The organism is Desulfoluna spongiiphila (assembly GCF_900101345.1).
In the GTDB taxonomy this organism is placed as follows: domain Bacteria; phylum Desulfobacterota; class Desulfobacteria; order Desulfobacterales; family Desulfolunaceae; genus Desulfoluna; species Desulfoluna spongiiphila.
The window spans coordinates 1-13490 of record NZ_FMUX01000003.1; the positions used below are offsets into that span (position 1 = coordinate 1).

Below are 13490 nucleotides of genomic sequence, written 5' to 3' on the forward strand. Positions count from 1 at the left end.
GACAGGGCCGTCCCCGCATCCAGGGCCGCAGCCCCGATGCCGTCCAGCACGCCCTGGACCTCCGTGCGGGTGGCGTGCACCTGCCAGATCAGGTAGATGGTGAGACCGGACCGGGTAAGCCCCCGGATAAAGTCCACCAGCACCAGGAGGAAGGATCCCACGGCCCCGGGCTTCACGCCTTTGGAGTAGCTGGCCGCGTCGTGGCCGAAGCTCTCCTTCATCAAAACGTCCGCCGACAGGGTAAGGGCCGTCTCCGCCTCCCGCGTGGCCGATCGGTCCCGGAACTCATACTCCTTGTCCATGGCCTCCAGATCGATGCGCCGGAGGGTCACCTCCTGCTTGTCCACCTGCCGCTGCTTGAACAAGCCGAAAAGGTTGGTAACCACAGAGCCGATAAGCCCAAAGGCCGAGCCCGTTAAAAGTTCAATCATCTGTAAAGCTCCTTGATCGTCAGTGTAAAAGGCTCTCGCTTAAGGGCCCGGTTGAAGGCAGACACCGCCATGCGGGAGCAGAGCACCGCCCTTTGGTCCCCCAAGGTCCCGGTGTACATCCCCAGGGCCACGCACCCCAGAAGGTGTGTCCGGAACCCCTGGGTCACGTCCCCGCCGTAGTTGGCCGAATGCATCTTAATGTGAGTCCGGCCCGGCACGTCCATCACCTGGTAGCACCACCGAAACTTCGGCGAATACACCCACCGCACCTCATAGATCCCGGCAGGGATGCAGGAGAGATTCGGCCTGTTGTCCCGCCAGGGCAGCTCCAGGGTGCGGTAGACGTTGCCGTCCGGTGCCATGATCACCCCGAAGGTCCCCTGGTCGCAGGTTTCCGTGCGAAGCAGAGAGAGCCTCACGCATCCCCCTTCCCGGCCAACACCAGGCCGCAGATCTTCAGGGAGGTGGCCCGAAGCCGGTCCAGCTCAGCCGGGGACAGGTCCCGGGGCTGCCTGCAATAGTGGATCCCCACAAAGCCCACCGGGTCCCCGTCAAAGGAGAAGATCCCCACCAGATAAAAGGAGCGGACACCCTGCTCCGCCAGGAACTGGTAAAGCCCGAAATCCCGCTCCCGAACGGTCTCAAGGTCCGGGCAGTGGATCTCCTTCATCTTCATCATCTCGGTGTTCCAGCTCGCAAAAAAGGAGTTGGGCAGGCTCTGCAAGGTCGTCATGAGGGGCGAGGCCCCCACCTGGACGCGCTCATGGGTGTTGCTGCACCGGTCAAAGTGAACCCCCACCGCATTCTGGTTGCCGTTGTGGTACTGAAAAACCGTGGCACGCTCGCAATCCAGATCGATGAGCAGGCCATCCAGGGCGTCATTGATCTGCTTGCCCGTCTCCATCTTGCCGAACAGCTCTTTCCGAAAGCTGCTCTTCAGCCGCTCCTGGATCCGAAGCTGCCAGCCGTTCCCGGCAAACAACCCCAGGGCAAGGGTAACAAGCCCCACCCAAGTGCCGTGGTTGGTCATGATCTTCGAGCAGACCTCAAGGGCCTTCCAGGTTGTTGCGTCCATCTCGTTCAAGCCCTTTCGGGGGAATGTCTACGCGTAGACATGTTGCCGCCTTATTCGTCCGCGTCGAGGAGCTCACGCTCCTTTACCGCTGCCACAGCCATCACAGGTACCGCCGCTTCCAGATCGATCAGCTCATCTGCAATGTCTTCAGGTACTGTCATCACTTCACCGGGAGGATGGTATTCACCCTCATGCTTCACGGTTTTCAGCAGGGATATTTCTTTGAGTTTGATTTTTTTGCTCGCCACAGAGTGCTCCTTTGATGGCCTCCGGCAACGCTGCCGGAGGCCTGTAAATGGGATAAAAGGGTTTACAGAACGTCCGCTTCCACAACCGCTTCCGGCTCCCAGAGAACCGGCAGGGGCCGGGACTCCACCAGGTTCCACAGCACGGAGGGGTCTTTCTCTTTCCAGTTCTTGGCGAAGAACTCGCCCACCACGTTGGCGTCCAGGTCCAGGATGTTGCCGAACTCGATGCTGATCCGGGCATCGGTGGCCACCATGTAGACCTTGTCCGCCTCGATGAGCTTCTGGGCCGCTCCGGAAGCATCGTCGAAGGAGGAGCCGTACCGGTAGATATCGATGCCGCCCAGGTTGCCCATATAGTTGGAGGACATCTCCCAGACCAGCCCCCCCACCTGAACGTTCTTTGTCCGGTCCATCCACTCATCCTTGGGCACCTTCTTCCGGAGCCACTTGGCCGCCTCGGTGCCGCAGATCATGATGGCGGCCCCGCGCCCAAGCTTGTCCACGATCATGTCGTTCCAGGACTGCATGTCGTTCAAGGGGTCAGCATCGGCACCCATCCATTTGGATTCGCCGGTAAGCACCACCTTGTGGTCCTCGGGGATCTGGTAATCCACCTCAAAGGCCACGTTGTCCTGCTCCACGATGATCTTGCCGGTAAGGGCCTGGGCGCACATCCACTCCAGGGTGGTGAGGACCTTGTCCTTCAGCTCCTTCATGGACTTCATGATTTTGGACTGCTCCGCTTCCTCCACCGACTTCGGCCCGGAGGCATAGAACGGCTGCCCTGCGCCGCGCTCGCCGCGAAGCTTCTTGGCGGTGAGGGGATCCTTCAAACGGATGCGCGGGGTCTTCACCGAACGCTGGGACCGGGTAGACCCGGACACAATCTTGCCGCCCTCCACGTCCGTCACAAAGGGGGCCAGCTTCCGGCCCCCCACCGTGATGTCCACGTCAATGGTGTCTGCTTCGTTGGTGTTCCTCTCTTTAAAGATCAGGTCCTGAAGCATCCGGGGCGGGGTCTTCAGCTGCTCCACCGCCCGTGTCAGTACTCTCCATGCAATTTCCATATGTTCCTCTATCCCTTATGATCCATGCCCCCAAAGGGGCCTATTTTACGTAAATGCCCACGGCCTGAAGCTGGGCCACCGCCGCCGCCTTCTGTACCGCCGTGATGCCCTCCGGCCAGACAAGGCCCTCTGCCACGGCCTCCGCGTGAGCCACGATGACGCACGGCTCATCGCTTGCCGTGGCGTCCACGTCTCCGGCCAGGATGGCCATGGCCGCCTGGGTGCCGTCGGATGCCGCCGGGGCCAGCCCGGTCAGCTTCTTATCCGCCGTCACCTGCCCCAAAACCTCACCGGCCACATACGCCCTGCCCTGCTTCAATATGCCGGACATCGTGATAACGGGATGGTCACCCAAAAAGGCACGATCCTTGATCACATCCCCGTGCTTAATCATCTGCTGCATCGCTCTTCTCTCCTCACGTTTAAAAGGGGTTTTCCGGCTACACCAGGGCAGCCAGGGCGGAAGCCTGCTTGTCCACATCCACGGTGGTCAGGTTGTCGGCTCCGGCTTCGGGCCTCACCCCATCGGAATGCGCCGACTGAAGCCCGTCCAGGATCGCCTGGCGGCTCGCCTTGTCTTTGCCGTCCTCGCCGGGCTCTTCCTCTTCGGTGGTTGCCCCGGGCGTGCCCAGCACCTGGCCAAAGGCCTCGATCTGGGCCACGGTGGCCCCACTGATCACCAGGGCGGTGAGTTTTGAGCCCTGCTCTTCGCCCACGACGGCAGAGACGATGCCCATAATCCGCTCGGATTCCGCTTTCACCTGGTCCGTGGCGGCTTGTTGGGCAGCCTCCCTGCCTTCGCTGACTGCTTTGGTGTACAAATCGGGATGTTTTGCCTGAAACTCTCCGTACTCCATGACGAAGACCTCCTCTTTCTCTTTGATTCTGGTTAAAAAGGTGTCAAAGCTCTCCTCCACGCGATCAATAAGGCCAATATCCAGGGCCTCCTGCGCCAGGAACACTTTTCCATCGGCCATGGCGAGGGCTTTGTCTGTGGACACGCCACGGTTCCGGGCGACGTCATCAATAAAAATGGTGTAGATCTGGTTCAACGGATGCAGCAGGTAAGCGGTGGACTCCTCGTCCAGGGGCTCCGAAGGGTTGCCCATGGCCTTGTATTTCCCGGCGGTAAGGTACGTCACCTTGTATCCGCCCTTCTCCTGGGCCTTGGACCGGTCCACGTGCATGGCCCGAACCCCGATGCTGCCCACCTGGGCCGTGGAGGGCGCGGCAATCTCTTTTGCCACCGAGGCAAGCCAATAGGCCGCGCTGCACATCTGGCCGTCTGCGTAGGCGTAAATGGGTTTTTCCAGGGCCGCCCGGTGGAGAAAATCGGAAAGCTCTTTCACCCCGTCCACATCCCCACCGGGGGACCCCACCTTGAAGCAGATCGCCTTCACCCCAGAGTCCCCAAGGGCCGCCTCCACCTGCTCGCGGATCTGCGCATAGGTGCTCTCCCGCTCCAGCCAGAAGTAGTACCTGGTCCGCTCCTTCTGAAGGACTCCGGACACACGGATCACTGCCACCGAATCGATGACCTCAAGGTCCGTGCCCTCCCCGTCCGCATCTCCAAACATGGAGGCATCGATCTTGCCGGATTCCACCAGGGCCACAATGGCCTCATAGGCATCCATGGTGATGGCCCAGGGCCGTCCATGCAGTCGTTCAGGCATTGGCTGCCTCCTCTTCCTGTTCTGTCTCTTCAATCAAGGCATCTGCCGCGTCGGCCTTGGCCTTCTTGTCCTTCTTGGTTTCAGGCGTCGCGGGTTCTTCCGGCAACAGCCCGGCGGCTTTGAGCTTCCGTTTCTCCCGAGCCAGCTGCTCAATGTATGAATCCACGTCCATGCCCTGCCGTGCGGCAATTTTGGCCAGGGTCCCGTTCCCGCTCTCGCGGTTGATCTGGTTGGCCCGGGCGGTTTTAAGGGGATCAACGTCATCACGTTCGGGCGGGATCCACATGGCGCGCGTGTAAGCGTGACGCGCTTCGTACCAGTCCGGGGATCCGGCAGGCAGGGTAATCATCCCCCGAAGCCACGCCTCTTCCAGGACCATCTCCCAGACCTTCTGGCAAAAGCTGTCCACCAGCCACTTCTGGTAAAACCCGAACACACGCCAGGCTTCCAAAAGGGCCGCACGCGCGCTGGAGTAGTTGGTCTTTGAAAAATCCTTGGCCACCACCTCGTAGGGCATGCCCACGGTGGCACCGATGCCCCGGAGGATCCGCTCCACAAATTCGGGAAAGGTGTTGCCAGGCCGCTTGGACTCCAACACGTGGGGTTCTTCGCCGGGGTTACCGTAGATCATGGTCCCTGCCGCCACATCCTGGTGGCGTGTCAGCTCACCGGCGGCAACGGCATCACCGTTTAAAGGAGGGGCGGACTCTTCGGCATTGGGGGTTTTGATAAAGACAGGAAAGCTGGCCGCCACAATGGCGCCCACCAGCTCAAAATCAAGGTAGTCGTTCAGATCCCGGAAGAACTTCATCCCCGGTGCCAAAAGGGATATCCCCCTCACCTGCTCATCCTCCTTCTGTATAAAGGAGTGGAATACCCCGGGCCGATGCCCCACCCAGGCAGGCACCTGGGCGAAGCTGGCCGAGGGAAGGCTGTAGGAGGTGTAGGCGTTGTCCGGGTTGGCTATCCAATACGAAGAGGGCTCCCCAAACTCGCCCAGGGTCACCCCGTCCCGAATGCTGGTGTCCTGGGTCAAGTCCGAGGGCGTATACATCCGAAGGGGGTTCACACACTGCAACGCCAAAGAAAACGTCCGGCCCGGCTTGTCTTTCATCACCGGGATCCGCAGGAACTCCCCGTTCACCACCAGGGACTGAACCGAAAGAAACTGAATCGCCCAAAAGGGAAGCCGCCCGGCGGCATCCGCTTCGGTCTCCCAAATGGAAAACGCCCACTCCGCCTGGGTCTGAAAGGTTTCTGCCTGCTCTTCACTCCACCCCAGCAGCTTCCAATTGGGCCGGGACTGGGGCCGAAGCCCCGTCCCCACCACGCTCACCCCCATGCTGTCCACGATGTTGGCCGCATGGGGATCATTGGCCACCAGGTCCTGAGCCCGAGACGCAATGGTGCTGCGCTCATAAGGCTCAGAATCCCGGTTCATCCGGAACGTCATCCAGTTGGCCAACGTCCCGGAATGGCCCCCCGCCTTCCGATGCACGCCGTAGGAGGTATTGGCCGCAACGGACGACGAGGACGAAAGGGGCCGATTGTCCGGCCCATATAATAAAGGAGTCATCGAACGATCCTCCCCGTGACAAACTTCGGACCGGCCCCGGAAAGCAGCTTGCTCCGCTCCTGGTCCAGAAACACCAAGGTCTTCCGGATCTCTTCGATGTCAGCCCGGACAAACTCCCGCCTGTCCAACTTGTAAGACTGATTCACAGCCAGAGCCTGGAGAGCCAGCTTAAAAGCTGCGATCTGTTCGTCGAGTTCTTGTAGAGTAAAAATAGCCATGGGGGGAATATGGCATAGGATAATGGTGGGTGTCCGCTAAGAGGAAGACAAGAAAGACGAGAACGACAAGAAAGACACTTTATTTTGGAAAGCTACAGAAAAGGGGATGGTGGGGTTAGGGGGGTATTGTTTTTTTACTTTCTTGATCAGTTATAAGAATTATGCTTTGCTATCATCCTATAAATGGCAGAAAAAGTTTAAGGCAAGTGCCACTCTGCAACTTTAATTTATATTATTAGGAGTGTTATTTTGAAATTTAAAACCAAAGAAGCAGGCGTTTTTTTTATCGATATATTGGGTATGAGCTCACTGACCCAAGGTCTTATTGATTTAAGTTCAATAAGTGTAAAAAACGGAAATTACGCAATTGAAAATAACGCAACATTTTCTGGTAAAAACCAACATATTGCAGCTTGGGTATTAACCCGTTTTAGAGAATGCCTTAGAGATATCCAGCATCGATATGATGATATACGTGTCTCTCAGTTATCAGATTGTGCCTTTGTATGGTCAGAAAATACTGAGGAATTATTATGTGCAGCATCGGACCTTATGTGGAAAACAACGAGAGGAGGGGTGTTGTGCCGTGGAGGGTTAAGTTATGGTGAAATAATATTTCCAAATAATAATAAAGAGTCATTTGGTGAATTCATATTAGGCGAAGCTATCACCAAAGCAGCGAAGGCAGAAGCTAGTGGCAAAGGCTGCAGAATTTTTACTGATGCTGAGTCTATAGGGCATTTCAACGGTACAACCACTCAAAAGAACAACGCATCAATTTTACCTCATAATATCTTTCAACCTCTCACAAATCCACTCGATTATTCAATTATTGATGAATATAAATGGTATTTGTATCACGACCTGAAAGGATTTGTCTCTCCTACAAACGAGACAAGTAATACAGAATTAGCGTTTTATATGGCATCATTAATTTCAACCCTTATTTATTCACCTTATTATGCATGGAACTCACTAAGCGAACAAGGCCTAACTCATTTAGCTGCTAGTATTGATGCGATTTCCTCTTCGATCTCGATTCACTCAAGCCGCGATGAAGCTATTTATACAGCTGAGGTAGTAATAGTACTATTGAGAGATCACGTAAAACAAAGGAACTATGAAAGAATGTTTAAACGATTTAGTCAATATTGTCCTGATGCTGCCCCCTTAGGTCAACGCGAAAATACCCAACAAACATTTAATAAAGTGATAGAATCACTTATTAAATCTCACCCCGAAATATATAAAAATTAATTCTTTACATGCGAAAGGAGGATCTCACAAGCACTTGGAATGACATTTCACATCTATATCAAACATATAGATGTGAACCTTCTTTGCACTTAAGATACATCATTTATTTTTCAACAATCACATGGTTCAAACTATCATACCTGTAATTGATAATTTCCCCATTGACCAAAAGTTGAGCCGCCGTTTCAATGACATGTAATGGGACGACAAACCACTCACGCGGTGCATATCTCCTTCCTTCACCATCAAAAACATCCAGATTCAAACACGCTTCGGCAAAAAATGTGTGTAACAACAATTCCATTTTTTGAGGATTTAAATTGTATGTCTGAAACTCAGTGACTATTGCCACATCAGCCATCAGATAAGTTGGCTCTTTTGCTGCATTCTTGATACGGTTCTCGACAGGCTGACTTGAAAAACCTATTTTGTAGAGGTTTTCGACCCCCCTAATTTGTGGATCATCACTTAAAGATTTGAGAACATAAATATACCCGGTTGCATCATCGCTCTCATTCACCTGGTCTATTTCGGTGAAAAGATCACTATAGGGGTCAACCACTCTCCGGCCATTTTCATCTTTATAAAGTTCTGTAGCCAAAGAGCGAAGCAACATGTTGGACTCGGTGCCATTCTCAAAAATACATCTCAATCGGGCATTGGTTTTGCCCCGCTTCATCTCTCTTCTTCCAACCTCAGAAACATACACCATCACACCATTCAGAATAAAAAAAAGACCTGGCGTGATTTGCTGCTCACCGGTGAACTTCCGAAACTCTTTTTTCCCTGATTTTAAATCCCCATGGCACTGTTTGAAAAGCGACTCAAAGTCAGCAAAATCTTTGCATCGTTTCCGCCTGGCAATCTTATCTGGCATCTCAATGGTTTCAGGCACATTTCGAAGGTTAAAGATATCTGAATCATCGACCCCGACCGTATCATCACCACCTAACAAACCGAGTGCATCATCACCCAGCACATCATCTATTGTTTTTATCTCTTTCTCAGCCTTTGCAATGACACTACTTAACAAACCAAAGGTATCAAGTGATTTAAGAGAGATGGCCTTCTCTGGGGATTCTCGTAGTCCTTTTAAGCGGCTATAAAGGCTACGCTCTCGGATATCTCGGCTCGCTTCTGGTTCACAGCCATGTTCACGTATAAAATCGTTAATTTCTTCAAATGAGGAAATCAATCGTTCATCAGCTGTTATTGCAGAAGATACTTTAGGCTTTATCTGCAATATCCCCAGAGGATCACCTTGTAAAATAGCATCCATCTCTTTTTCAAAATCAATCATTAACTTTTTCCACTTGCCTGCTGCCTTTTTTTATGTTTCAGGTAGACCACTGCTTCGGCCATCCTTTTTTCAAGAGGATCTGTTGAATGGATGTTTGGTTCCCTTCCTTTTTGTTTCATAAAAGGCCCAATTTTATCACGATAAAGAATGACAGCCTCTTCATCTGTCATTTCGATACGGTTCGCATTAATCGTTTCCTGTATAACTTTAAGAAGGCTTGATGTAACAGACTTTGAAAGAATTTCAAAAGCTTTTTGGAAAGGGTTAATGCTATCAATTAAATCGATATGAAGCTCTTCGATGTTGACAAATTTTCCGGCCATCCGGACAAACCGCCGATTACCAACCTCCTTAACCTCTCCTGTTTTTATTGCCGAATCCACAACAACGTGCTGACGAACCTCTTCGACTTCTTCAGCATTGAGTTCAGGGTACTTGGTCTGTATCAGTTTCGGGATCAAAACCTTGTTGATTACTTCGGGATCAATGAATTCACCTGGCAATGCTTGAAGCAGTGTCGGATCCTGTAAAATAGCTGCTTTCAGATCGTTTAAATCGGAAGCAACAATCTCTTTGACCCGTTTAGAACTAGGCTCCTTGAATCCTCTGATTTTTATAGTGCCCTCATCGCCTTTATCCCCATCGAACCGTTTTGTTTTGAACTTAAAATTTGGTGCAAGCACCTGCTCCATCAACAATGAAGCTGTAATGGCTTTCAGCATGTTATTTACTGAAACCTTTACCTGTCCATCAGCTGCATCGGGTTGGGCTATGAGATTTGTAAACTGGGCATGAGTTTTATTACTACTATCCCTTGTGGCCCGACCGATAATCTGGATGATCTCAGTTAACGAACCACGATATCCGATTGCCAATGCATGCTCACAAAAAGGCCAATCAAACCCTTCTTTTGCCATCCCCAAAGCAATAATCAGGTCCAAATCATCAACGTTTTCAATTTGACGCAAATACGCGACAATTTTATCTCGATCTTTAGGGTTATCATTAACCAAATCTGCAATCTTAATCATTTTGTCGTCGGAATGTCGCTTTACAAAAATCACTCCAGTATCAGGGTCTTGGTGGGAAACATTGCCAATCACATCAAGGATTGTGTCCACTTCATTATATTTATCTTTGGTTGACTCTGCGGCGTTAACATTTGGTATATACAAAATGGTTTTCTTATCGTTATCAAGGACCTCTTTAATTGCGCTTAAATACCGCCCTTGGTAAAAATGGTAACCAATTCCAAGTGTTTTTAAATAACTATAGCCATTAAGTTGTTCATAGTAGTTGTAGGTAACCTTCGAAAATCTCGCTTCATCCTCGGGCGTCAGAACTGGGACACTATCCCCTCGAAAATACGAACCCGTCATTGCAATGATATGAGCCGTGGTATTATTCATGATTGAACGCATCACTTCACCCAGCCGGTTATCCACATCTGCAGAAACATGATGAAACTCATCAATTGCCAAAAGTGTGTCATCAAAAACCGTTTCATCCACGGCCTCAAAGGCAAACCGAAGGGTTGCATGGGTGCAAATTAAAATCGTCTCATTGGAATCATCAATAAATTTTTTAAAGGCCCCAACCTTGCTCGCCTCACCACCTGGTGTGCAGAGGTTGTTGTCAGAATTAAATTCCCAATCGGCAAAAAAACCATGTAAGGTAAGATTCGTGCGCCCAAAAGATCCACCAATTGAACGTTCAGGTACTGCGACAATGATTTTCGTCAGCCCCTGATTGTAGAGTTTGTCCAACCCCAAAAACATCAGAGCACGGGATTTACCCGATGCAGGAGGTGCTTTGAGTAGAAGGTATTGTGCATTTCTCGATGCAAAGGCACGCTCCTGCATCTCACGCATTCCCAAATGATTTGTAGAAAGACTCTGGCCCGTCTGAGCATAATTAACATCAACAAGATTCGGCATTACGGAGCTCCCTATGATTTATTCGGAATCTGTCATTTTCTGATAAAGACTAAAAAGGTACTCCAAACGTTCATCGTCACTGTTAAAGGGACGTGCCCGATAGCACTTCTCTACAGCAAGGTCCATTTCATGATGAGCTTGTCGTAAACCATCGGGCATTTTGTCAGGATCATAAAGCTCAGCCATAGTTTTTTCAGTATATAATTCACGTTCATCTAAAACTTTAAACGCATGATCTTCGAGAATACCTCTTTGCTTCTCTGTGATAGCTGGAAAGGGAAACGTATTGTAGCAGAGAGCTGAGGTATATCGGTAATCAGTTTTAAGGCGGCCAGCAACAACACGAACCCAATTCATATGAATACGGGAAGATAAAATGGCAAAAAGGTAGGGCTCAGGATCATGAACAACACTCGCAGAGTTACTAACAACTATATCTATATCTATATAACTAATTGGTATATATGAACGTCTTTCCGAAGAGACAGTAGGTATAATTAATTGACTTTTCTTTGGTCTATTTATCCAGGCAAAGCGGTGAGGTGTATTAATACAATTCTGCCCACGAGTGCCACCTGTTTGACGACAATACCGAACTTTGTCTATCCTCTCCTTGATATCTGAAATACTCAACGCCAAAGATAAGTCTACGTCTTCTATCCATAGACACCATTTTAAATTTCCTTTAATGAAGTCACTAGACCCCATCAATTGTCTTACCAACTGTTTCGATTCAGGGTACTTTTTTATTAAATTATTTTTTTCTTGGTCGTTCAGCACTAAATTGCCGCCATCCAAAGCACCACTACCATCCGATATTTTAGGAAAGTCAGAAATCGGCGTTTTTCTTTTCTTTACAAAAATTTGTTCGCCATCAATTAAATAAGCATTAATTTGTTTAACTTGTTTTTTTACGGCCCCATCAAATATAAGCTTTATTCCCTCGGTTGGTTTTCTAAGGCCTATAATTACGCATATAACACCGGCATTATTCTTTGCGTTATTTGACCATTTAAATGATAAATAAGTAAAAAATATTTCAATTTTCAAATCAAATAGATTTGGCCAAAGAATCTCGACCTGTTCTCCCTGATTAATTGAATTCGTTGACACAAAAGATAATTTTGCACTTTTATTTTGGATATATCTCGCGCCAAGCATAAACCAACAGGCAATATAATCGAGCTTTTTGTAATTTTTTATTCCATCAAAAACCATCGCCATATCGGACTTCTGGGATGCATTTTGCATTTTAAATCCCACGTATGGAGGATTTCCTAAAACATATGTTTCGGAATTATCATCCACTGGGCATACATCTTCCCAGTCCAGCCGAGTTGCATTACCACAAACAATATTACCTCCATCATGTAACGGAAGTGTTGGCCGAGCTTCACCAAACACATCCTTAAACGCAAGGTTCATTTGGTGCTCAGCAAGCCATAGTGAGAGCTTCGCAGTTTCATGGGCGAAGTCATCTAGTTCAATCCCGTAAAATTGGGATGGCCTGATATTACCTTCAAACCGAAATAATAGTTGTTTTTCTTCTAATCGTTTAAATATTTCAATCTCTAGCTTACAAAGCTCTTTATAAGCGATAATCAAAAAATTGCCTGAACCACACGCAGGATCAAAAATACGCAAATTGTAGAGGCGGTCCAAAATGGATTCCAGCTTTTTCTTACTGGTTCCTGCTTTCTCCAATGCATCGTAAAGATCATTAAGAAATAACGGTTCAATGACTTTCATGACATTCGACACCGATGTGTAGTGCATCCCAAGCCCCCCTCGCTGATCACTATGCACAACGGCTTGAATCATGGAACCGAAAATATCAGGGTTGATGTCTTTCCAATTTAACGCACCGCACTCAATAATAATACGCCTCGATTTTACGCTAAGCTTTGGTACGAGATACTCACCAGCGAAAAGCCCACCATTAACATATGGAAACGCTGCCAAAAAGTGAGGGTAGCCTTTTCGATCGGAAACACTTAGCACCTTAAATAATTTTTGAAGATAATCCTGTAAGTCACTACCATCTTCTGAAGTATGAGAGGCCACAGCATTTATGAACTGACCATCCTCGAAAATACCAGTGTCTTCCGCAAAAAAACAAAACAGCAAACGAGAAAGAAAAATATTTAACGCATGTCTGTCATTTTCGTACTCTGTGGGGTTATCCTCTAAAATCACATCATAGAGTCGCCCCATTCGTTCAGCGGCTTTTATGTCTGCCGGGTTTTCACTTTGGACCTGTGCCTTTTCCATTCCTGCCCACGGAAGAAAAAAATCACAATGTTTTACAAGGTCAATTATCGGAATATCAAGTGTATCGTCAGTTTTGGTATCTAAAGCCAGCAACGTCTTGAAATTTGTTACGACTATAAAACGAGGTGTATGCCTGAGAATTGAAGAATCACTTCTTAACTCATAGATAAGTCCGTGAAGGTCTTTGTCGATTTCTTTTTTGAAAAAAATATTTTTTTTCCAGAGTATTTCACCGGATGTCTTTGAAAGATTATAACTACCCTTCTTTAGACGGGTAATGGATGCTTTCGGCAGTCCGTATACCCGTAGAAGATCATAAATAAATGTTGTTTCATCAAGATTCGTTACAAGGGAAAAAATATCAGCTTCTAATTTTTCAAAATTCATAGATCGGCTATGCCTTATCCAATAAATATTTTTGATTTTTTTACGAAAAC

General features: G+C 49.1%; 13 protein-coding genes. 1 reads left to right on the forward strand and 12 read right to left on the reverse strand.

The genetic code is table 11. The annotated features are described in order from the left end of the window. The 9 genes from BLQ12_RS05330 to BLQ12_RS05370 all read right to left on the reverse strand — a co-directional run. Positions 1-431 (reverse strand): hypothetical protein (locus BLQ12_RS05330; protein WP_139163860.1); only part of this gene is annotated, 431 nt, incomplete at its 3' end. Next, entirely contained in the window at positions 428-850 is a 423-nt protein-coding gene (locus BLQ12_RS05335) for a DUF5675 family protein (RefSeq protein WP_092209031.1), read from the reverse strand. The genes BLQ12_RS05330 and BLQ12_RS05335, both read right to left, overlap by 4 nt. After that, complete coding sequence (locus BLQ12_RS05340) at positions 847-1506, reverse strand: hypothetical protein (protein ID WP_092209034.1); 660 nt, start codon at positions 1504-1506, stop codon at positions 847-849. The genes BLQ12_RS05335 and BLQ12_RS05340 overlap by 4 nt, the downstream gene beginning before the upstream one ends. Before the next feature lie 50 nt (positions 1507-1556). Further along, positions 1557-1754 carry a DUF7210 family protein gene (locus BLQ12_RS05345; RefSeq protein ID WP_092209036.1) on the reverse strand — a complete coding sequence of 66 codons (198 nt, stop codon included), beginning with the start codon at positions 1752-1754 and terminating at the stop codon, positions 1557-1559. A 62-nt stretch (positions 1755-1816) separates the two neighbouring features. Beyond that, entirely contained in the window at positions 1817-2821 is a 1005-nt protein-coding gene (locus BLQ12_RS05350) for a major capsid protein (protein WP_092209038.1), read from the reverse strand. A 40-nt stretch (positions 2822-2861) separates the two neighbouring features. After that, the gene (locus tag BLQ12_RS05355; RefSeq protein WP_175469520.1) at positions 2862-3224 is read right to left on the reverse strand and encodes a head decoration protein; all 363 of its coding nucleotides are present in this window, start codon (positions 3222-3224) and stop codon (positions 2862-2864) included. A 37-nt stretch (positions 3225-3261) separates the two neighbouring features. Beyond that, positions 3262-4494 (reverse strand): S49 family peptidase, encoded by a 1233-nt coding sequence (locus tag BLQ12_RS05360; RefSeq protein WP_092209043.1) that lies wholly within the window; start codon positions 4492-4494, stop codon positions 3262-3264. Beyond that, a complete protein-coding gene (locus BLQ12_RS05365) occupies positions 4487-6070 on the reverse strand; it encodes a phage portal protein (protein ID WP_092209045.1) in 1584 nt (527 codons plus the stop codon). Before BLQ12_RS05365 ends, BLQ12_RS05360 begins: the two co-directional genes overlap by 8 nt. Then, positions 6067-6288: a DUF6148 family protein gene (locus tag BLQ12_RS05370; protein ID WP_092209048.1), complete on the reverse strand. Its 222-nt coding sequence runs from the start codon at positions 6286-6288 to the stop codon at positions 6067-6069. The genes BLQ12_RS05365 and BLQ12_RS05370 overlap by 4 nt, the downstream gene beginning before the upstream one ends. A gap of 249 nt (positions 6289-6537) precedes the next feature. On the opposite strand from BLQ12_RS05370, the gene BLQ12_RS26885 reads away from it, so the two are divergent. After that, a complete protein-coding gene (locus BLQ12_RS26885) occupies positions 6538-7545 on the forward strand; it encodes a hypothetical protein (protein WP_139163861.1) in 1008 nt (335 codons plus the stop codon). Between the two features lie 103 nt (positions 7546-7648). On the opposite strand, the gene BLQ12_RS05375 is transcribed toward BLQ12_RS26885, so the two are convergent. The 3 genes from BLQ12_RS05375 to BLQ12_RS05385 are packed head-to-tail and all read right to left on the reverse strand — an operon-like array spanning position 7649 to position 13440. Then, positions 7649-8845, reverse strand: a complete 1197-nt coding sequence (locus tag BLQ12_RS05375; RefSeq protein ID WP_092209050.1) for a GIY-YIG nuclease family protein — start codon at positions 8843-8845, stop codon at positions 7649-7651. Further along, entirely contained in the window at positions 8845-10782 is a 1938-nt protein-coding gene (locus BLQ12_RS05380) for a DEAD/DEAH box helicase (protein WP_092209051.1), read from the reverse strand. Before BLQ12_RS05380 ends, BLQ12_RS05375 begins: the two co-directional genes overlap by 1 nt. 18 nt (positions 10783-10800) lie before the next feature. Further along, positions 10801-13440, reverse strand: a complete 2640-nt coding sequence (locus BLQ12_RS05385) for a class I SAM-dependent DNA methyltransferase (RefSeq protein ID WP_092209053.1) — start codon at positions 13438-13440, stop codon at positions 10801-10803. Between the last annotated feature and the right edge of the window lie 50 nt (positions 13441-13490).